The sequence below is a fragment of the Cupriavidus phytorum genome, from assembly GCF_003254285.1.
Classification (GTDB): Bacteria; Pseudomonadota; Gammaproteobacteria; order Burkholderiales; family Burkholderiaceae; genus Cupriavidus; species Cupriavidus phytorum.
This window is the reverse complement of record NZ_QKZN01000001.1, coordinates 165,821-186,371: the sequence shown is the minus strand read 5'-3', so window position 1 is coordinate 186,371 and position 20,551 is coordinate 165,821. Positions and strand designations below refer to the sequence as shown.

General features: G+C 68.0%; 17 protein-coding genes. 10 read left to right on the top strand and 7 right to left on the bottom strand.

Annotation, left to right across the window (positions count from 1 at the left end; all coding sequences use genetic code 11):
• Window positions 1–2 precede the first annotated feature (2 nt).
• Complete coding sequence (locus tag C7416_RS00870) at window positions 3–269, top strand: DUF971 domain-containing protein (RefSeq protein ID WP_050976530.1); 267 nt, start codon at window positions 3–5, stop codon at window positions 267–269.
• Window positions 270–338: 69 nt separating this feature from the next.
• Here the strand turns inward: C7416_RS00870 and C7416_RS00865 are convergent, their stop codons facing one another.
• Window positions 339–599 carry a MoaD/ThiS family protein gene (locus C7416_RS00865; protein WP_012356818.1) on the bottom strand — a complete coding sequence of 87 codons (261 nt, stop codon included), beginning with the start codon at window positions 597–599 and terminating at the stop codon, window positions 339–341.
• A 29-nt stretch (window positions 600–628) separates the two neighbouring features.
• Window positions 629–1,786: a beta propeller repeat protein gene (locus C7416_RS00860; protein WP_111516687.1), complete on the bottom strand. Its 1,158-nt coding sequence runs from the start codon at window positions 1,784–1,786 to the stop codon at window positions 629–631.
• A 597-nt stretch (window positions 1,787–2,383) separates the two neighbouring features.
• On the opposite strand from C7416_RS00860, the gene C7416_RS00850 reads away from it, so the two are divergent.
• Window positions 2,384–3,007: an N-acetyltransferase gene (locus C7416_RS00850; protein ID WP_111516685.1), complete on the top strand. Its 624-nt coding sequence runs from the start codon at window positions 2,384–2,386 to the stop codon at window positions 3,005–3,007.
• Window positions 3,008–3,023: 16 nt separating this feature from the next.
• On the opposite strand, the gene C7416_RS00845 is transcribed toward C7416_RS00850, so the two are convergent.
• Complete coding sequence (locus C7416_RS00845; RefSeq protein ID WP_111516684.1) at window positions 3,024–3,233, bottom strand: hypothetical protein; 210 nt, start codon at window positions 3,231–3,233, stop codon at window positions 3,024–3,026.
• A 467-nt stretch (window positions 3,234–3,700) separates the two neighbouring features.
• On the opposite strand from C7416_RS00845, the gene C7416_RS00840 reads away from it, so the two are divergent.
• A complete protein-coding gene (locus C7416_RS00840) occupies window positions 3,701–5,113 on the top strand; it encodes an NCS2 family permease (RefSeq protein WP_111516683.1) in 1,413 nt (470 codons plus the stop codon).
• Between the two features lie 146 nt (window positions 5,114–5,259).
• Here C7416_RS00840 and C7416_RS00835 read toward each other — a convergent pair whose 3' ends face one another.
• Window positions 5,260–5,670 (bottom strand): VOC family protein, encoded by a 411-nt coding sequence (locus C7416_RS00835; RefSeq protein ID WP_111516682.1) that lies wholly within the window; start codon window positions 5,668–5,670, stop codon window positions 5,260–5,262.
• Between the two features lie 339 nt (window positions 5,671–6,009).
• Here C7416_RS00835 and C7416_RS00830 point away from each other — a divergent pair, with 339 nt between their 5' ends.
• On the top strand, window positions 6,010–6,318 hold the full coding sequence (locus C7416_RS00830; RefSeq protein ID WP_111516681.1) for an H-NS histone family protein: 309 nt from the start codon (window positions 6,010–6,012) through the stop codon (window positions 6,316–6,318).
• Between the two features lie 88 nt (window positions 6,319–6,406).
• Here the strand turns inward: C7416_RS00830 and C7416_RS00825 are convergent, their stop codons facing one another.
• Window positions 6,407–6,892, bottom strand: coding sequence for a hypothetical protein (locus tag C7416_RS00825; RefSeq protein ID WP_240988221.1), 486 nt, complete (start codon window positions 6,890–6,892; stop codon window positions 6,407–6,409).
• 631 nt (window positions 6,893–7,523) lie between these two features.
• Here C7416_RS00825 and C7416_RS00820 point away from each other — a divergent pair.
• The gene (locus tag C7416_RS00820) at window positions 7,524–8,552 is read left to right on the top strand and encodes an AraC family transcriptional regulator (RefSeq protein ID WP_240988222.1); all 1,029 of its coding nucleotides are present in this window, start codon (window positions 7,524–7,526) and stop codon (window positions 8,550–8,552) included.
• A gap of 12 nt (window positions 8,553–8,564) precedes the next feature.
• Here C7416_RS00820 and C7416_RS00815 read toward each other — a convergent pair whose 3' ends face one another.
• The gene (locus tag C7416_RS00815; protein WP_111516678.1) at window positions 8,565–9,485 is read right to left on the bottom strand and encodes a LysR family transcriptional regulator; all 921 of its coding nucleotides are present in this window, start codon (window positions 9,483–9,485) and stop codon (window positions 8,565–8,567) included.
• A 106-nt stretch (window positions 9,486–9,591) separates the two neighbouring features.
• On the opposite strand from C7416_RS00815, the gene C7416_RS00810 reads away from it, so the two are divergent.
• A complete protein-coding gene (locus C7416_RS00810) occupies window positions 9,592–10,821 on the top strand; it encodes an MFS transporter (RefSeq protein ID WP_111516677.1) in 1,230 nt (409 codons plus the stop codon).
• Between the two features lie 31 nt (window positions 10,822–10,852).
• Here C7416_RS00810 and C7416_RS00805 read toward each other — a convergent pair whose 3' ends face one another.
• Window positions 10,853–12,079: an NnrS family protein gene (locus C7416_RS00805; protein WP_111516676.1), complete on the bottom strand. Its 1,227-nt coding sequence runs from the start codon at window positions 12,077–12,079 to the stop codon at window positions 10,853–10,855.
• Window positions 12,080–12,321: 242 nt separating this feature from the next.
• Here C7416_RS00805 and C7416_RS00800 point away from each other — a divergent pair, with 242 nt between their 5' ends.
• The 4 genes from C7416_RS00800 (at window position 12,322) to narH (ending at window position 20,536) form a co-directional block, all read left to right on the top strand.
• Complete coding sequence (locus C7416_RS00800) at window positions 12,322–13,602, top strand: MFS transporter (RefSeq protein ID WP_111516675.1); 1,281 nt, start codon at window positions 12,322–12,324, stop codon at window positions 13,600–13,602.
• 62 nt (window positions 13,603–13,664) lie between these two features.
• The gene (locus C7416_RS00795; protein ID WP_111516674.1) at window positions 13,665–15,050 is read left to right on the top strand and encodes a NarK family nitrate/nitrite MFS transporter; all 1,386 of its coding nucleotides are present in this window, start codon (window positions 13,665–13,667) and stop codon (window positions 15,048–15,050) included.
• A 189-nt stretch (window positions 15,051–15,239) separates the two neighbouring features.
• The gene (locus C7416_RS00790; protein WP_111516673.1) at window positions 15,240–18,989 is read left to right on the top strand and encodes a nitrate reductase subunit alpha; all 3,750 of its coding nucleotides are present in this window, start codon (window positions 15,240–15,242) and stop codon (window positions 18,987–18,989) included.
• A complete protein-coding gene (narH, locus tag C7416_RS00785; RefSeq protein WP_111516672.1) occupies window positions 18,986–20,536 on the top strand; it encodes a nitrate reductase subunit beta in 1,551 nt (516 codons plus the stop codon). Before C7416_RS00790 ends, narH begins: the two co-directional genes overlap by 4 nt.
• The last annotated feature ends 15 nt before the right edge of the window (window positions 20,537–20,551 follow it).

The window sequence follows — 20,551 nt, the reverse complement described above, 5'->3', positions numbered from 1 at the left end:
GCATGCTGGTCCCGTTGCGGCTTGAGCTGGCGCCTGCCGAAGGGATGTTGCGCATCGACTGGCCGGATGGACGGCGCCAGTCACTGGATCATGCACGGCTGCGCCAGGCATGCCGTTGCGCCGGGTGCCGCAGCGGGCCGGTCGGGGCAGCCGTCGAGCCAGCGGTCCGCATCGTTGCGGTGCAGGACATGGGCTACGGCATCCAGCTCATCTTCAATGACGGACATGACCGCGGCATCTATCCATGGCGCTATCTCGAAGCGCTTTAGCTTGATCCCTGCTTCAGCCCGAAGCTGTCGCCGCCGGAAAATGGCACGCAAGCGCCATGCAAGCGGCCGCTACCCGCCCGCCAGCGCCTGCAGGATATGCACTTCGTCGGTGTCCTGCAGCGGCGCATCCAGCCGCATCAGCTGGGTGCGGTTGACGAAGACACGGATATACGGCCGCAGCTTGCCCTGCTCGTCGACGATGCGAAAACGCATGCCGGGAAACTGGCGGTCGAGGTCGTCGAGCAGCTCGGCAATGCTGGCGCCGCGGGCCTCGACATATTCGCGCTGTCCGGTATAGGAGAAGAGCGGCGTCGCGATACGGACCTGCATGGGGAGTCCTCCGGAGCGGCGGCTGGCGCTCAGGCCGGGCGCGCCACGCTGACCGCGTAGATCTGCGGCAGGTTGCGGGCGATGCATTGCCAGGCCTCGCCTTCGTCCGCGCTGGCCCACAGTTCGCCGCCGGTGGTGCCGAAGTACACGCCCACCGGAGCGTGCCCGTCGGTGGCCATGGCCTGCCGCTTGACCGTGAACCAGCCCTGTTCGGCGGGCAGGCCGCGGTCCTGCCGCTGCCAGCTCTCGCCGCCATCGCGCGTGACGTAGGAGGCGGGCCGGCCGCCCGGGCTGACGCGCGGCCACACATCGCTGCCGTCCATCGGGAACACCCACACCGTGCGCGGATCGCGGCGGTGCGCGACGATCGGGAAGCCGATGTCGCCGACTTCCGCCGGCATCGCCTCGCCGATCCGCTTCCACACGCCTTCGCGGCGGTCCATCCGGTAGATGCCGCAATGGTTCTGCTGGTACAGGATGTCCGGGTTGGCGGGATGCTGCAGCATGCAGTGCGGATCCTGGCCGTATTCCGGGTTGGGGTCCGGCAGGAAGTTGGCGATGCTGCCGCGGTTCAGCGGCTTCCAGTCGGCGCCGGCGTCGGTGCTCTCGAACACGCCGCCGCTGGACATGCCGATATACAGGTGGCGCGCGTCGCGCGGATCCACCAGCACGGAATGCAGCTTGGGACCATCGGGGGTGCCGTCCTGCTCGCCGCCGGTCCAGGCGCGCCACATCGGGTGGTCGTTGAAGCCGCGCACCGGCTCCCAGGTCGCACCATGGTCGGCACTGCGGAACAGGCCCTGCGGCGAGGTGCCGGCGTACCAGGTGCCGGACTCGCTGGCATGGCCGGGCGTGAGCCAGAACACGTGGTCGACGACGCGGCCGGTCTCGCCCTCGGGCACCTTGTCGAACGCGGGCGGGCGCGCCGCCTCGGTCCAGTTGCGGCCGCCGTCGGTGGAGCGGAACACGGTCGGGCCCAGGTGGCCCGTGCGGGCCGCCATCAGCAGGCGCGACGGCTCGCGCGGGTCCTGCACGATGTGGTGGATGGTATGGCCGAGGAAGGTCGGGCCGTCGATCTGCCAGCTGCGGCGCGCGGCGTCGCTGGTCAGGAACCAGGCGCCCTTGGTGGTGGCGACCAGCAGCCGGACCGGGCCGGTATCCGTTTCGGGGGTGGGGGAAGTCGTCATCTTGGCTCCTGCAAGAAGGCCGGGTGAACGATGTTTCCGAGTCTAGTACATGTAGACAGTGTTCACAATGAACGATGACGATGGCTGCTGCCGGCCCCCTCGCACCCGGCCGCGAGCACCCGAAGTAAAACGACGTTCACCGCGGAAGCCGGCAACTTGACTGGACATTCCCGATGAAGTGTGGCATAAGCAATGTTCCTTCGCACCCTTGCGCCCCCAGCCTCGATGCCTTGCTTCGCCCGTTTCGCCACCCTGAACCGCCCGGCCCAGCCGGCGGCAGGCGTGCGCGTACGCGCCGCGCAGCAAGGCCTTGCCCTTGCGTTTGCGTTTGCCCTTGACCTGGCCAGGCACTTCCCCGCCTGCAACCCGGTCCGCCGCGCCGTGCTTTTCCTGGCCGTGCGGGCAGTTCGGGGCGCCGCCCTCCAGCCCTGAGCTTTCCCGCACGGCCCATGTCGCGGATGCCATCCGGCACCCGCTCGATCATGCAGCCAGGAGAAAGCCAGACATGTCACCGCTCTACCGCCACACCTTCTGCGCCATGGTGGCGCTCGCCGCCCTCTACCTGCTCCTCAATTCCTGAGCGGGCGGGAGACTGCCATGGCGAATTTCCATGCCCTGCGCCTGCCGGCGCCGGCGCTGCCGCGCGCGCTCGAGCTGCGCATCGACGTCGAGCTGGCGCCCGCCGAGATCGAGCGCGAACTCGACGCCCTGCACGGCCGCATCGGCCGGCCGGGCGACCGCCTCCATGCGATGCCCGCCCTGCCGGCGGGCGCGCCAGGCCTGCGCCTGCGCTACCGCGAGGCGGACGGCGAGTACTACGTGTATGTGGAAGACGTGATGCAGCGCCGGCTGGCCGGCTATACCGTCTTCAACCGGCTGATCGAAGTCGGTCGCCGGGCCGATCCGTGGGTGCGGGCGCCGCATAGCAAGTTTGCGCCCGCTTACCAGCGCCGCGGCCTGGCGCGGGCGCTCTATCGCTGGGCGCTGGACGGCGGCCTATGCCTGCTGAGCGGCGCGCGGCAGTCGGCGGGTGCCCACGCGCTATGGCAGGCGCTGGCCCCCGACTACGCCATGAGCTATGTGGATTTACGCAGCAAGACGCTGACGTGGCTCGGCGATGCCGTCGATGCCGCCACGCGCGACGGCCTGCATACGCGCATGCTGCTGCTCGGGCGCGGCTGGACGCTGGAGGCGTTCATGGCCCGCACCGGCATGTACTGACGCAGCGCGCGGGGCGTTACAGCCAGCGGATCGGCGCGGCCTCGCGCGCATTGGCCGCGTACAGCGTCCAGCCCTGCGCGAAGTAGGCGCGTACACGCGCGGCCAGCGACTGGCCGCCGCCCATGCGGGCGTAATAGGCGACATCACGCGCCCCCTCGGCCGTGGCGGGCTTGGCCGACTTGGCTTGGGCGGGCTGGCGATAAAGGGTGTCGACGAGTGCTTGCATGGCGATTCTTCCTTTCCGGTGGGAAACAGGTTTAGTGTCTCGTGAAGCACTTCCGGCCGGGATTCGGCCCGTATCGCGAGACGATTCAGGGTTATCCCTAGTATAGAGAAGTCGACCCCCGGGCATCCGGGGTCATTCCCTATAGGCCGTATATGTATCGCCTGATAATGGCAGCCGCCGAAAACGCCACCTGGAGCGGCTTCACTGGCAAGAGATACTCAGGCATCACATTCGATATTCTCCCTTGCACATGCCGCGCATTGAGCGCCGGTGATGATGGCTGGCGCCGCCTCACCTAGCCTTCAGCCTTGCCCGGATCACGCCCACAGAAGGCACCGACAAGCGGCACACCGATAACAGCGGGGTTGGCCAGGATTCCGCCTCCAGCCCAGACCAGAACCACGTGAGACCGCCTGACGACGTTCCGCACGACGGACGTTGCAGCGCCCGCAAGGAGACAGCGCATCATGATCGAACAACCCTATCCGTCGTCCGCGGCGGAGGCCGATCCCGCACGCCCGCAAGCCCACCACGCCCCCCATGTTCCGGAAGTCAAAGGCCGGCTCGACGCGTTCTTCGAAATCACCGCGCGCGGCAGCACCCAGCGCCAGGAAGTGGTGGCCGGGGTCACCACCTTCATGGCGATGGTCTACGCCGTCTTTGTCGTGCCCGGCATGCTGGGCAAGGCAGGCTTCGATACCAGCGCGGTCTTTGTCGCGGTGTGCCTGACCACGGCCTTCGGCTCGCTGCTGATGGGCCTGTGGGCCAAGCTGCCGATCGCCATCGGCTGCGCCATCTCGCTGACCGCGTTCATGGCCTTCGGCCTGGTGCTGGGCCAGGGCCTGTCGCCGGCGGTTGCGCTCGGCGCGGTGTTCCTGATGGGCCTGATCTTCACCGCGATCTCGGTCACCGGCGTGCGCAGCTGGATCCTGCGCAACCTGCCGGCCGGTGTGGCGCACGGCACCGGCATCGGCATCGGCCTGTTCCTGCTGCTGATCGCCTCGAATGAAGTCGGGCTGGTGGTCAAGAACACCCATGCCGGCCTGCCGGTGGCGCTGGGCAAGATCACCTCGTTCCCGGTGGTGATGTCGGTGCTGGGCCTGGCCGCGATCTTCGGGCTCGAGCGCCGCAAGGTGCCGGGCGGGATCCTGCTGGTGATCATCGCGATCTCGGCGCTGGGGCTGGCCTTCGATCCGGCGGTGAAGTTCACCGGCGTGTTCGCGCTGCCGTCGCTGAGCGCACCGGGCCACGAGTCGCTGATCGGCGCCATGGACGTGCGCGGCGCGCTGACGGCCGCGGTGCTGCCGAGCGTGCTGGCGCTGGTAATGACCGCGGTGTTCGACGCCACCGGCACCATCCGCGCCGTCGCCGGACAGGCCGGGCAGCTCAATGCCGCCGGCCATATCCACAACGGCGGGCGCGCGCTGACCGCGGACTCGGTCAGCTCGATCTTCTCGGGCATGTTCGGCGGCGCCCCGGCCGCGGCCTATATCGAGTCGACCGTCGGCGTCGCCGCCGGCGCCAAGACCGGCCTGACCGCGGTGGTGGTGGGCCTGCTGTTCGTGGCGGTGATGTTCTTCTCGCCGCTGGCGGCGCTGGTGCCGTCGTACGCCACCGCGCCGGCGCTGATGTACGTCGGCCTGCTGATGCTGTCGAGCGTCAGCCGCCTGCACATGGATGACCTGGTCGATGCACTGGCCGGCCTGGTCTGCGCCGTGTTCATCGTGCTGACCTGCAATATCGTCACCGGCATCATGCTCGGCTTCTGCACCCTGGTGGTGGGCCGCATCGTGGCCGGCGAATGGCGCAAGCTCAATCTCGGCACCGTGGCGATCGCGGTAGTGCTGGCGGCGTTCTACGCCGGCGGCTGGGCGATCTGACACCACCCTGCATGACCGCGTCCCGGATGCTGCCGGGACGCTGACAACCAGATGTCTCCTCCACCGCGATCCAGGTGGATTTCAAGCCCGGGCTTCCTGCTTTCCCGGGCTGTTTTTTTTGGCGCCGGCCCGGCGCGATGGCGCGTTCACTGCGACGCCTGCATTGCCGCCATATCCATGTACACCAGCTCCCAGACATGGCCGTCGAGGTCCTGGAAACCATGGCCATACATAAAGCCCAGGTCCATTGGCGGCTTGTAGGTATTGCCACCCGCCAGCACCGCGGCATTGACCATTTCATCGACGCGGGCCCGGCTTTCCATCGACAGGCAAACCAGCACTTCGGTGGCCTTGCGCGCATCGCAGATGTCATTGGGCGAGAAGCTGCGGAACTTGGCTTCAGTGAGCAGCATCACAAAAATGTTCTCGCCGACGATCATGCAGGTCGCGGTATCGTCGGTAAATTGCGGATTGAAGGAAAAGCCCAGCTGGGTAAAGAAGGCAATCGACTTTTGCAGGTCGCGCACGGGTAAATTGACAAAGATCTGCTGACTCATAAGGGGCTCCGGTAGTCATGACGTGGCACTGCGCGGGGCGCAGACAAACAGTCTAGGCGCTAAAGCCGGACGCCGCGCGTATTTCGATTGGCCCTGAATGAGGGCAAGAAAATGGAAACCCGGCACAGCAAAACGACCATTGAGCGGGACAATGTCGCGGCCATGGCTGCGACATTGGTTCCCGCGTTCGGCGAGACAATGACGCCGACAAACGCCCCGACAAACGCCCCGACAATCTGTCCGTGCAATCTGCGTTATTTTTTGTAAAATTTTTTCAGGTGCTCTGTCACCTGAATTTCTAGTACCATGCAGCGGCCTAATTGCAGAAAGGGGATATAAATGGCGACATACAAGCAACTCCTGGCTGAGAAGGAAGCGCTGGAAGCCAAGCTGAATGAAGTGCGCGCGAACGAAGTGGCGGGCGTGATCGATAAAATCCGCGAACTGATGACCGAATATGGCCTGACCGCGGAAGACATCCTGCCCCGGCGCAAGCGCGGCCGTCCCGCCGGCAGCAGCGCGCGCAAGACTGCCGCCGCCCTGCCCCCGAAGTACATGGACCCCAAGACCGGCAAGACCTGGTCGGGCCGCGGACGTGCGCCGGCCTGGCTGGGCAAGCGTCCGGAGCGCTTCCTGATCGAGCAGTAAACCAGTCCTGCCGCCGGGGGCTCAGCGGGCCGAGCCGGTTGCCCGCTGCCCCGCCAACCCGTCCGCAGCCGGGGGGCCCGGACGGGTTTCACAGCGCCTGGCAGACATAATCCTTTCGTAGCGCCCGGAAACCCTGCTGCGTCGGCTCGGCCGTCAGGCGCGCGCCGCCGTCGGCCAGCGGCTGCAGGCGCAGGATGCGCGCCGAACACTGGCTGGCGGTCTCGTCGCGCTGGTAGCGGATCTCATACTGCGCGCCGGCCACCGGCACGAACGACACGCCCGCGGCGCAGCGCATCTCGGGCAGCGGCGGCGCGGCCGACGACGTCACCGCCACATAGATGCGCCGGCCCGCCTCGACCAGCCGTTCACGCGTGCGCGCCGCCGGCTCGGGCGAACGCCCGGCCATGTCGAGGCTGCGCTCCCTTCCCATCGCCGACAACTGCCTGCCCATCCCCGCCAGCACCAGCGGCCGGGCCGGATCCGGGCACCTGGCCGGATCGACGACGGTGAACGAGGTGTTTTCATCGGTGCTGGTCACCAGCCGCACGCTGGCGGACGGGGCACCGGCAGGCACCCGGTACTGCGCCACGCACCCGGACGTCGCTACGGCGGCGGCAAGCAGCGGCAACACGGCAAGGCGGGGCGGGAAGGCGGACGACCAGTCATGGCACATGGCGGCGGGCAGGTTGAATCGCGAAAGTGGGATGCCGGGACCTGGTGCTGCGTTGGCGGCACGATGATGCGAAATGGCGCATGGATGCGGCCTGATCGCGACGGGACCGGGACCCATCGTCGGAGGCCAATGGTGCCCGGAGGCGCCCCGCCATGCGGTCAAACCGGCCCAGCATACCCGCTTCCGACGCCCGCCGGCAGCCGCACAAACCCATGTTGAAAACTCCGACGTGATATCCACAGAATCTGTGGATATCCTGCCGTGCGCTGTCCGAAAACCCCGGTCTGTGCGCCACCGCACCGGACTGCCCAAAATTTAAGCAACGGGTTGCAGCGACCCGCCAAGCCAGCAGCGACGCGGCCCTTCCTGTCGCCTGGCATCCAAGGGTGCCTCCGCGAGCGTCCGTTAAGCTGCCTGGCACACACTTCCCGCCGCCCCGCGCCCTTGAAGGGGCCATCGTCACCGCGTAATCTCTTTCGTACCGGGGGCTGCACGGGCGCATTTGCGCCACCTTGCCAGCCAGAAAACGACGATGCCACAACAAGAGCCTATCCAGGCCGGGCCGTTGCCTCGTGACCTGCTGCACGCGCTGCGTGAAGGCGGTTACGACGTATCGGCACTCGCGCCTGCCCCGGAATCCGACACCGACTCCGACTCCTGCGACCACCAACCCGCCGCGCATGCGGCCGACCCGCAACAGGCCATCCACCTGCTGCTGGCCGTCTATCACGCCACCGGCGACCCCGCCATCGGCTTGTGGCTGGGCAGCCGGATGCCGCCCGACCTGCTCGGCCTGGCCGGCCTGCCGGCGATGGCCGGCCCGTCGCTGGGGACCGCCCTGCGGCGCATCGCGCGCTACCAGAAGCTGCTGGCCGGCGACCGCGTCGAGCTGCGCCGCCAGGGCGACGAAGCCTGGGTCTGCATCCGCCCGAGCGATCCCGAGGCGCCCGACAGCCGGCCGCGCATCGATATGGAGCTGTGCTCGCTGCTGGCCTTCGGCCGGCGCTTCACGCGCAAGCCGCTGCATCCGCTGCGGGTCTCGCTGCGCATCGGCCGGCCCGCCTGGCACCTGCGCTATACCGAGGCCTTCGACTGCCCGGTGCGCTTTGGCGAGCCCGAAGACGCGATCGTGTTCGGCCGCCGCGACCTGGCGCTGCGGCTGATGGCGCGAGACCGCTCCAGCCCGGCGGCGCCCCCCGCCAGCCGCGACCTGCGGCCGGCAGCGGCCTCGCTCTACGATGTCCGCAGTGCCCTGCAGCAGCTGGCCGGCGACCGCGCCCTGAGCCTGGCCGCGGTGGCGCGCCATCTCGACATCAGCGAGCGCACGCTGCAGCGGAGGCTGATGGCGGCCGGCACCAGCTTCCGCACGCTGTGCGAAGACGCGCGGCGCGAGCTGGCCGGCCACTACCTGAGTGAAGGCGCGCTGTCGCTGGGCGAGATCGCGTTCCGGCTCGGCTTCGACGATGCCAACTCGTTCTTCCGCGCGTTCCGCCGCTGGACCGGCATGACGCCGGGCGACTACCGGCGCCACGCCGCGCCCGCGCCGCAGCCGCCGGCGTAGCCGGGGCCGGGCTCACCCGCCGCGGAGTTGTTCCCACGGCGGGTCGTCGCCAAGGCGCTCGGCCAGGAAATCGACGAAGGCGCGCACGCGCGGCGGCACCAGGCGCCGCTGCGGCATCACCGCGTAGATGCCGGTGTCGGCCACCGGGTAATCGGGCAGCACCTGCACCAGCCGGCCGGCGCGCAGGTCGGCGCAGACATGCCAGGCCGAATGCAGCGCGATGCCGAAGCCCGCCAGCGCCGCGTCGGACAGCAGCTCGCCGGTATTGGCCTCGATCCGGCCGCGCACGCGCACGGCAATCTCGCCGCTGGCGCCATCGCCCAGCCGCCACACATCCTGCCGCCCCTGGCTGCCCACCAGCAGCAGGCAATCGTGCCGCGCCAGGTCCTGCGGCGTGCGCGGCGTGCCGCGCCGGCGCAGGTAGTCGGGCGACGCGCACAGCAGCCGCCGGTTGTTGGCCAGCCGGCGCGCGACCAGCGCCGAGTCGTCGAGCGCGCCGATCCGGATCGCCAGGTCGAAGCCCGCGCTGACCAGGTCCAGCACGTGGTCGCTCAGGTTGACGCTGAGCGATACCCCGGGATGGCGGACCAGGAATTCCGGCAGCAGCGGCGAGACGTAAAGCCGCCCGAACGACGACGACGTGGTCACCCGCAAGGTGCCGGTGATGCCGGTGCCGGCCTGCCGCAGCGACGCCCCCAGCGCCTCCAGGTCGTCCACCAGCGCGCGCCCCTGCTCGGCCAGCACCGCGCCCTCGGGGGTCGCGTGCAGCCGCCGCGTGGTGCGATGCAGCAGGCGCACGCCCAGCTCGCGCTCCAGCCGCTGCAGGCGCTGGCTGGCCACTGCCACCGACAGGTCCAGGCTGCGCGCCGCGGCGCTGATCGAGCCCAGGTCGAGCACGCGCAGAAACAGGCCGATATCGCCGATCCGGTCCATGATTCTCAACAATTTATTGAAACTGATTATGGATCATGCCGGTTTTTACTGAAGCCGGAAAGGGCCAGACTGCGGGCTTCGTCCTCCCTTGCGTCCCTCTCCGACCATGGCTTCCTCCCCTTCCACCCTCGCCGCGCCCGCCCGGGGCCGGCTGCCGATGGCGTTGTACGCGCTGACGGCCGGCTCGTTCGGCATCGGCTGCGCCGAATTCGTGATCATGGGCCTGCTGCTGCAGGTCGCTGCCGACCTGCAGGTGACCATCGCCGCGGCCGGCATGCTGGTGTCCGGCTACGCGCTGGGCGTGTTCGCCGGCGCGCCGGTGCTGACGCTGCTGACGCGCCGCATGCCGCGCAAGGCGGTGCTCCTGGCGCTGATGGTGATCTATACCGTCGGCAACGCCGCCTGCGCGCTGGCGCCCGACTACACCACGCTGATGATCGCGCGCGTGCTGACCTCGCTCACGCACGGCACCTTCTTCGGCGTCGGCGCCGTGGTCGCCACCGGGCTGGTGCCGGAAGACCGCCGTGCCTCGGCGATTTCCGTGATGTTCTCGGGCCTGACCCTGGCCACGCTGCTGGGCATGCCCGCCGGCGCCTGGCTGGGCCTGCACCTGGGCTGGCGCTCGACCTTCTGGGCCATGACGCTGGTCGGGCTGCTGTCGCTGGCGGTGATCGCGCTGCTGGTGCAGAAGAGCCAGGACCACGGCGCACGCGTCGCGCTGCGCGACGAGCTGGCCACCATCGGCCGCCCGCAGGTGCTGCTGGGGCTGTTGATGACGGTGCTGCAGTCGATGGGGATCTTCGCCGTGATCACCTACGTGCAGCCGCTGCTGACGCGCGTGTCCGGCTTTGGCGAGGCGGCGGTATCGCCAATCCTGCTGCTGTTCGGCGCCGGCATGATCGTCGGCAACGTGCTGGGCGGCCGCTTTGCCGACCGCGCCCCCACACGCGCGGTGCTGGCCACGCTGACGGCGCTGACGGTGGTGCTGGCGGCGATGACGCTGGCCATCCACAGCCAGGTGCTGGTGGTGGCCTTCGTCGGCATCCTCGGCGTCGCGGCCTTTGCCACGGTGTCGCCGCTGCAGTTGCGCGTGCTGCGCCACGCCCATGGCGCCGGCGAGAACCTGGCCTCGAGCTTCAATATCGCCGCGTTCAACCTGGGCAACGGCCTGGGCGCGTGGATGGGCGGAGTGGTGGTCGATCACGGGCCGGGGCTAACGGCGTTGCCTTGGATTGCGGCACTGGCGCCGATGGCGGCGCTGGCGGTGGCGTGGCTGAGCGTGAAGCTGGAACAAGGCACGCGCGCCCGCGCGCCGATGGCGCAGGCTTGCCCCTGAGCGCCCGCGCGACTTTCTTGCGCCCTGCGATTCAGCCCGGCTTGCCGTCCACTCGCGGACGCGCCAGCCGCGGCGCATACGTCAGCGCATAGAGCCCGAAGCCCGCCACCCAGCACGCGCCTGCGCCCCACACCCAGTGCAGGTAGCCGGCGGGCCAGGCCATCGGCCCGAACACCCGCAACACCGCCGCCGCGGCCACCAGCCAGTACGCCGCGGTCTCGGCGCGGCCGGCCACCAGCATGCGGCCGGTGTGGCCCAGCGCGGTGCGGGTGATCATGGCGATGATGGCGACGCCGAGCACACCCACGGTGAACGCGTGCGTCGCCAGCCCGGCCATCACCAGTCCGAGCGCACCGAGCGCCTGCAGCAGCAGCGCCAGCGGCAGCCACGCGTAGGCCAGGTGCAGCACCCACAGGATCGGCCGGTTGCCGACCGCATGGCCGCGCCACCCCGCCACGCGCGCGCCCAGCACCAGCGCCGCCAGCAATGACAGCGCCGCCACCAGCCATGCCGGCACGGGCAGCAGCCCGGCCGCCAGGCCGAGCACCGCAGCGGGAATCACCAGCCGATCCACCTGCCGGTACTGGCGCAAGCGGAAGCCGGGAATCGCATTGGTGGTGAACATCGGAATCACGCGCCCGCCGATCACCACCACGAACAGCGTCACCAGCGCCACGCCGGCGCGGCAGGCTAGCATCGCACCGGCGTCATGGCCGCGCGTCTGCAGCCACAGGCTGGCGATATCGGCCAGCGCCAGCAGCCATAGCGCGAGCGCCAGCGGATAGTTGCGGCGATTGCCGCCGCGCACCAGCGTGCGCGTAAAGGCCAGCGCCGCCAGCGGCAGGAACGCGGCTTCGACCACAAAGGCCGCGATACCGGGCGCCACCCACAGGCCCACGCGCCCGGCCAGCCACAGCCCGAACAGCATGGCCAGCGCCGCACCGGTCGGCGTGGGCTGTCCGGTCCAGGCACGTCCCGCCGTGAACAGGAATCCCACCACGATGGCCGCGGCAAAGCCGAACACCATCTCGTGCGCATGCCAGAACATCCCGGGCAGCACGGGTGCCGGACCGACCGATTGCATGCCCGCCAGCATTGCCGACCAGGCCGCGATCGCCAGCGCGGCAAACACCGCGCCGCCCAGATAGAACGGCCGGAACCCCAGCGCAAACAAGGCAAAGCCACGTGGCGGCGGGCCCGACGGGGCCTTGCCGGAGGGCGGCGTGCGCCGCGCGGGAAGGATGGGGATGGTGTCCATGTCTGGAGGGCAATGGAGGTGCGGCGCGGGTGCGAAGCGGTGTTGGCCGCCGCGGCGCCAACACTGCGCCGCATGTCGTCGCCACGATAGCACCGCCACCGCGCCGGCGACCTCCCCCGGTAGAACTACTTCCAAAGGCAGTCAGCACCCGCCCGTGCGCTGTGCTGCCGGCGAATAGGCAGCACCAGCGCCCGCCCCTACTCTGGCATCACCCCCGCCAAAGTTGACACAGGAGCATGGCCATGGCCACCCAACCCCGCGCGCCGGAGCCGATCCCGCCCGGCGCCGCAATGACACTGGCGTCCAGTACTTTTGCCTTCACCATCTGTTTTGCCGTGTGGATGCTGTTCGCGGTCCTCGGCATCCCACTCAAGCAACAGCTCGGCCTGAACGACACCGAATTCGGCCTGCTCGCCGCCACCCCGGTGCTGAGCGGCTCGCTGATCCGCGTGCCGCTGGGGCTGTGGACCGACCGCTTCGGCGGCCGCATCGTGTTCTTCGTGCTGATGCTGGCCACCGTGATCCCGATCTGGCTGATCTCGTATGCGACCACCTTGTGGCAGCTGCTGGTGCTGGGCCTGTTCGTCGGCCTGGCGGGCGGCTCGTTCTCGGTCGGCACGCCCTACGTGGCGCGCTGGTTCCCGCGCTCGCGCCAGGGGCTGGCGATGGGCATCTTCGGCGCCGGCAACTCGGGCGCGGCGCTGACCAAGTTCGTCGCGCCGGCGCTGATCCTGGCGGCCGGCACCTGGACCATCGTGCCGCGCGTGTACTCGGTGGCGATGCTGGCCACCGCGCTGCTGTTCTGGGTGTTTTCGCGCAGCGATCCAACGCACATGGTCAAGTCCAGCGTCGGCTGGCGCGAGCAACTGGCGGTGATGCGCGATCCGCGCGTGTGGCGCTACTCGCAGTACTACTCGGTGGTGTTCGGCGGCTATGTCGGCCTGTCGCTGTGGATGACCAAGTACTACATCGGCGAGTACGGCTTCGACATCAAGGTGGCGGCCTTCCTCGCCGCCTGCTTCTCGCTGCCGGGCGGCGTGCTGCGCGCGATCGGCGGCTGGATCTCGGACCGCTACGGTGCCCATCGCACCACCTGGTGGGTGATGTGGGTGAGCTGGGTCGGCTTCTTCCTGCTCAGCTATCCGCAGACCGATTTCATCATCCAGACCACCAGCGGCCCGCAGGCCTTCCGCATCGCACTGACGCCCACGCTCTTCACCGTCCTGCTGTTCGTGGTCGGCATCGCCTTCGCCATCGGCAAGGCCTCGGTGTTCAAGTTCATCTCCAACGACTTCACCCACAACATCGGCGCGGTCTCCGGCGTGGTGGGCCTGGCCGGCGGGCTGGGCGGCTTCGTGCTGCCGATCCTGTTCGGCATGCTGGCCGACCTGACCGGCATCCGCAGCAGCTGCTTCATGCTGATGTACGGCACCGTGTGCGTGAGCCTGGTGTGGATGCACTACAGCCACCGCGCCGAACGCCAGCGCAAGGCCCAGGCCGTCGGCCTGACCCAGCCCGCTTGACACCGCACCGTGGCACCGACCCACGCGCGCCTCCGCGCATTCTTCATCAAGGCACACTGATCATGACCTCATCCGTACTCACCCGCTGGGAGCCCGAGAACGCGGCGTTCTGGCAAAGCGAGGGCGAGCGCATCGCCTACCGCAACCTGTGGATCTCGATCCCGGCGCTGATGCTGGCCTTCGTGGTCTGGATGCTGTGGAGCGTGGTCGCGGTCAACCTCGACCGCGCCGGCTTCCAGTTCACCAAGAACCAGCTGTTCTGGCTGACCGCGCTGCCGGCGCTGTCCGGCGCCACGCTGCGCATCTTCTATTCCTTCCTGGTGCCGGTGTTCGGCGGGCGCCGCTTCACCGCAATCTCCACCGCGCTGCTGCTGATTCCCGCGCTGGGCATGGGCTTCGCGCTGCGCGACCCGTCCACCGGCTATCCCACGCTGCTGGTGCTGGCGCTGCTGTGCGGGCTGGGTGGCGCCAACTTCAGCTCGTCGATGGCCAATATCAGCTTCTTCTTCCCCAAGGCAAAGAAGGGGCTGGCCACCGGACTGAATGCCGGCATCGGCAACCTGGGCGTGTCGGTGGTGCAGTTCGTCACGCCGCTGGTGGTGTCGCTGGCGGTGTTCGGCGCGCTCGGCGGCGAGCCGCAGCAATACCAGGCTAACGGCGCCACGCATGAGCTGTGGCTGCAGAACGCGGGCTTTATCTGGGTGCCGTTCATCGTGGTGTCGGCGTTGGCCGCGTGGTTCGGCATGCATGACATCGCCGATGCCAAGGCGTCGTTCGCCGAGCAGGCCGTGATCTTCAAGCGCAAGCACAACTGGCTGATGTGCTGGCTCTACGTCGGCACCTTCGGCTCGTTCATCGGCTTCTCGGCCGGACTGGCGCTGCTGACCAAGTCGCAGTTCCCGGGCGTGAACCCCACCGCCTATGCCTTCCTCGGGCCCCTGGTCGGCGCGCTGACGCGGCCCGTGGGCGGCTGGATCTCCGACAAGCTCGGCGGTGCGCGCGTCACGCTGTGGACCTTCGTCGGCATGATCGCGGCGGTGTTCGCGGTGCTGGCGGCGCTGCCGCACGACGGCGCCGGCGGCAACTTCACCTGGTTCCTCGCGGCCTTCATCGCGCTGTTCGCGCTGACCGGCATCGGCAATGGCTCAACCTTCCGCATGATCCCGGTGATCTTCCTGACCGAGCGCCAGCGCGCCGCGAAGGGCCACGGCGACGCCGCGCAGCGCCAGGCGCTGCAGGATGCCGGCAAGGAATCCGCCGCGGTGCTGGGCTTCTCCGGCGCGATCGGCGCCTACGGCGGCTTCTTCATCCCCAAGAGCTTCGGCACCTCGCTGGAGCTGACCGGCGCCCCAGACGCCGCGCTGTATTGCTTTATCGCCTTCTATGTCAGCTGCGTGCTGGTGACGTGGTGGTACTACGCGCGCCGCAACGCCCCCATGCCCTGCTGAACGTCTTGCCGGCCGGCCTAGTTCTTCGGAACTAGGCCCGCGCCGCGCACCTCCCCCGATCGCCATCCGGCGGCTGTTCCACCAGCGAATTGGCCGCCGCCCCGCTCCCCCATAAGCTCGAGGTGTCCCTGCAAATGCTCCCGGGCAACCGCCGGAGCCCCGCAGAATAGCCTCGCGGAGAACAAGCAAATGAGTCATTTCCTGGATCGACTGAAGTTCATGTCGCGCGTCAAGTCCACCTATGCGGACGGCCACGGCGCGGTGGTGAACGAAGACCGCAAGTGGGAAGACGGCTACCGCAGCCGCTGGCAGCACGACAAGATCGTGCGCTCCACCCACGGCGTGAACTGCACCGGTTCGTGCTCCTGGAAGGTCTACGTCAAGAACGGCCTGATCACCTGGGAAACGCAGCAGACCGACTATCCGCGCACGCGCCCGGACCTGCCCAACCATGAGCCGCGCGGCTGCCCGCGCGGCGCCTCGTACAGCTGGTACGTCTACTCCGCGCAGCGCGTCAAGTACCCGATGATCCGCGGCCGGCTGATGGAGATGTGGCGCGAGGCGCGCAAGACCATGGACCCGATCGCGGCCTGGGAATCGATCAGCCAGGATCCGAAGAAGGCGGCGCGCTACAAGAGCGTGCGCGGCCAGGGCGGCTTCGTGCGCGCCGACTGGGACACCGCCACCGAGATGATCGCCGCGGCCAACGCCTTCACCGTGAAGAAGTTCGGCCCCGACCGCGTGATCGGCTTCTCGCCGATCCCGGCGATGTCGATGGTGTCGTACGCAGCGGGGGCGCGCTATCTGAGCCTGCTCGGCGGCGCCTGCCTGTCGTTCTACGACTGGTACTGCGACCTGCCGCCGGCCAGCCCGCAGATCTGGGGCGAGCAGACCGACGTGCCCGAATCCGCCGACTGGTACAACTCCACCTACCTGATGGTGTGGGGCTCCAACGTGCCGCAGACGCGCACGCCCGACGCCCACTTCTACACCGAGGTCCGCTACAAGGGCACCAAGACCGTCGCGGTCTCGTCCGACTTCGGCGAGATGGTCAAGTTCGGCGATATCTGGCTGGCCCCCAAGCAAGGCACCGATGCCGCGCTGGCGATGGCGATGGGCCACGTGGTGCTGAAGGAATTCCACGCCAGCGGCAAGTCCGCCTACTTCCGCGACTACATCAGGCAGTACACCGACATGCCGATGCTGGTGCTGCTGCGCCAGAACCAGGACAACGCAGGCACGCTGGTGCCCGACCACTTCCTGCGCGCCTCGCACCTGGCCGACAACCTCGGCGAAGCCAACCATCCCGAGTGGAAGACGCTGCAGATCGACGATGCCACCGGCGAGATCGTCGCGCCCAACGGCTCGATCGGCTTCCGCTGGGGCGAAGGCGCGCACAACGGCGGCGAGAAGGTGGGACGCTGGAACCTGGAAATGAAGGACGGCGGCAGCGGCCGCACAATCGAGCCGCGCCTGTCGCTGCTCGGCCAGCACGATGAGGTAGTGGAAGTCGGCTTCCCCTACTTCGGCGGCGAGCACGACGAACTGCTGCGCCGCCGCGTGCCGGCGCGCCGAATCACGCTGGCCGACGGCAGCACCGCGCTGGTGGCGACCGTCTATGACCTGCAGATGGCCAACTACGGTGTCGACCAGGGCCTGGGCGGCCCCAACGTGGCGTCGTCGTATGAAGACGACGTGCCCTACACCCCGGCCTGGCAGGAAAAGCACACCTCCGTGCCGGCCCGCCTGGTAACCCAGGTGGCGCGCGAGTTCGCCGACAACGCCGACCGCACGCAAGGCAAGAGCATGGTGATCGTCGGTGCCGCGCTGAACCACTGGTACCACAACGACATGATCTACCGCGGCATCATCAACCTGCTGATGATGTGCGGCTGCATCGGCAAGAGCGGCGGCGGCTGGGCCCACTACGTCGGCCAGGAAAAGCTGCGCCCGCAGTTCGGCTGGGCCCCGCTGGCGTTCGGCCTGGACTGGTCGCGCCCGCCGCGCCAGATGAACGGCACCTCGTTCTTCTACAACCACACCAGCCAGTGGCGCCACGAGAAGCTGGCCGTCGACGAAATCCTGTCTCCGACCGCCGACCGCAAGCGCTATGACGGCCTGTCGCTGCTGGACCTGAACGCAAAGTCCGAGCGCATGGGCTGGCTGCCATCGGCGCCGCAGCTCGGCACCAATCCGCTCGACGTGGTCGACGCGGCGGAGCAGGCGGGCAAGGACCCGGTCGCCTATACCGTCGAGCAACTGAAGTCTGGCGCGCTGCAGTTCGCCTGCGACGATCCCGACAATCCCGCCAACTTCCCGCGCAACATGTTCGTGTGGCGCTCCAATATCCTGGGCAGCTCGGGCAAAGGGCATGAGTATTTCCTGAAGTACCTGCTCGGCACGCAGAACGCCGTGTTCGGGGACGAAAATGATGCGATCACGCCGAGCGAAGTCACCGTGCGTCCGGCCGCCGAAGGCAAGCTCGACCTGCTGACCGTGCTGGACTTCCGCATGAGCACCACCTGCCTGTATGGCGACATCGTGCTGCCGACGGCAACGTGGTACGAGAAGGACGACCTCAACACGTCCGACATGCACCCCTTCATCCACCCGCTGTCCGAAGCCGTGCAGCCGCTGTGGGAAAGCAAGACCGACTGGGAGATCTACAAGGCCATCGCGAAGAAGTTCAGCGAGATCGCGGGCCCGTACCTGGGCACGCGCAAGGACCTGGTGTGCACGCCGCTGCTGCATGACACCCCGGGCGAACTGGGCCAGCCGTTCGAGCCGAAGGACTGGAAGGCCGGCGAGTGCGACCTGATCCCGGGCAAGACCGCGCCGTCGATGACGGTGGTCGAGCGCAACTACGCGGACATCTACAAGAAATTCACCTCGATCGGCCCGCTGCTCGACAAGCTCGGCAATGGCGGCAAGGGCATCAACTGGAACACCCAGCATGAGGTCAAGGAAATCGGCGACCTGAGCCACACGGTGACGGAGCCTGGCGTGAGCCAGGGCCGTCCGAAGCTGGAAACGGCAATCGACGCCGCCGAGATGATCCTGACCTTCGCGCCCGAAACCAACGGCCACGTGGCGGTCAAGGCCTGGGAAGCGCTGTCGAAGATCACCGGCCGCGACCACACCCACCTGGCCGAAGGGCGCGAGCACGACAAGATCCGCTTCCGCGACGTGCAGGCGCAGCCGCGCAAGATCATCTCCGCGCCGACGTGGTCGGGGCTGGAATCGGAAGAGGTCAGCTACAACGCCGGCTACACCAACGTGCACGAGCTGATCCCCTGGCGCACGCTGACCGGCCGCCAGCAGTTCTGGCAGGACCATCGCTGGATGCTGGACTTCGGCGAAGGCGCGTGCGTGTACAAGCCGGCCATCGACACCAAGACCGTGGCGCCGGTGCTGGGCAGGAAGCCCAACGGCAACCCGGAGCTGGTGCTGAACTGGATCACGCCGCACCAGAAGTGGGGCATCCACTCCACGTATTCGGACAACCTGCGCATGCTGACGCTGTCGCGCGGCGGCCCGCACGTATGGATCTCGGAAGCCGAGGCCAAGGCCAACGGCATCCGCGACAACGACTGGGTCGAAGTGTTCAACGTCAATGGCACGCTGACCGCGCGCGTGGTGGTATCACAGCGCGTGCCCAAGGGCATGTGCCTGATGTACCACGCCCAGGAAAAGATCGTGAACGTGCCGGGCGCCGAGACCAGCGGCATGCGCGGCGGCATCCATAACTCGGTCACGCGCGCGGTGACCAAGCCTACCCACATGATCGGCGGCTACGCGCAGCTGGCCTACGGCTTCAACTACTACGGCACCGTCGGCAGCAACCGCGACGAGTTCGTGATCCTGCGCAAGATGAAGAAGGTCGACTGGCTGGAAGGCCCGCTCGTGGAAAAGACTGAGAAGGAAGGAGCAACGCAATGAAGATCCGCGCCCAGGTGGCCATGGTGCTGAACCTCGACAAGTGCATCGGCTGCCATACCTGCTCCGTGACCTGCAAGAACGTCTGGACCAGCCGCGACGGCGTCGAGTACGCGTGGTTCAACAACGTCGAGACCAAGCCCGGCATCGGCTATCCCAAGGAATGGGAAAACCAGGACAAGTGGCAGGGCGGCTGGCGGCGCAATGCCGACGGCACGCTCGAGCCGCGCCAGGGCGGCAAGCTGAAGATCCTGGCGAACCTGTTCGCCAACCCCAACCTGCCGGCGATCGACGAGTACTACGAACCCTTCACCTACGACTACGAGCATCTGCAGAAAGCGCCGCTGTCGCAGACCCCGCCCACCGCGCGCCCGGTCTCGGTGCTGACCGGCCGCAAGATGGAAAAGATCGAGTGGGGCCCGAACTGGGAAGACGACCTCGGCGGCGAGTTCAGCTCGCGCGGCCGCGACAAGCTGTTCGACGACGTGCAGAAGGAGATGTACTCGACCTTCGAGAACACCTTCATGATGTACCTGCCGCGCCTGTGCGAGCACTGCCTGAACCCGGCGTGCGTGGCCTCGTGCCCGTCGGGCTCGATCTACAAGCGCGAGGACGACGGCATCGTGCTGGTCGACCAGGACAAGTGCCGCGGCTGGCGCATGTGCATCTCGGGCTGCCCGTACAAGAAGATCTATTTCAACTGGCAGAGCGGCAAGGCCGAGAAATGCCTGTTCTGCTATCCGCGCATCGAGGCCGGACAGCCCACGGTCTGCTCCGAGACCTGCGTCGGCCGCATCCGTTACCTCGGCGTGATGCTGTACGACGCCGACCGCATCGAGCAGGCCGCGTCGGTGGCCGATGAGCGCGACCTGTACCAGTCGCAGCTCGACGTCTTCCTCGACCCGCATGACCCCAAGGTACAGGCCGAGGCGCAGCGCCAGGGGATTCCGCAAAGCTGGCTGGAGGCCGCGCGCAAGTCGCCGGTCTACAAGATGGCGTGCGAGTGGAAGATCGCCTTCCCGCTGCACCCTGAGTACCGCACGCTGCCGATGGTCTGGTACGTCCCGCCGCTGTCGCCGATCCAGTCGGCGGCCGAAGCGGGCCACATGGGCATGAACGGCATCATCCCGGACGTCAAGAGCCTGCGCATCCCGGTCAGGTACCTGGCCAACCTGCTGACTGCGGGCGACGTGATGCCGGTGCTGTCGGCGCTGGACCGCATGCTGGCGATGCGCGCCTACAAGCGCTCGCAGGTGGTCGACGGCGTGCAGGACCTCGATGTGCTGAAGCAGGTAGGCCTGACGCCCGCGCAGGTCGAGGACATGTACCAGACCATGGCGATCGCCAACTACGAGGACCGCTTCGTGATCCCGTCCTCGCACAAGGAAATGGTCGAGGACAGCTTCAACGACAAGGCCAGCTGCGGCTTTACCTTCGGCAACGGCTGCTCGGGCGGCACTTCGGAGGGCGCGCTGTTCGGCAAGAAGCCGCAGGGCAGCGTGCATTTCGTCGACATGCCCAGGTCGCGCAAGAAGGCCGTGATGAGCTGAACGCCAGCGAACGAA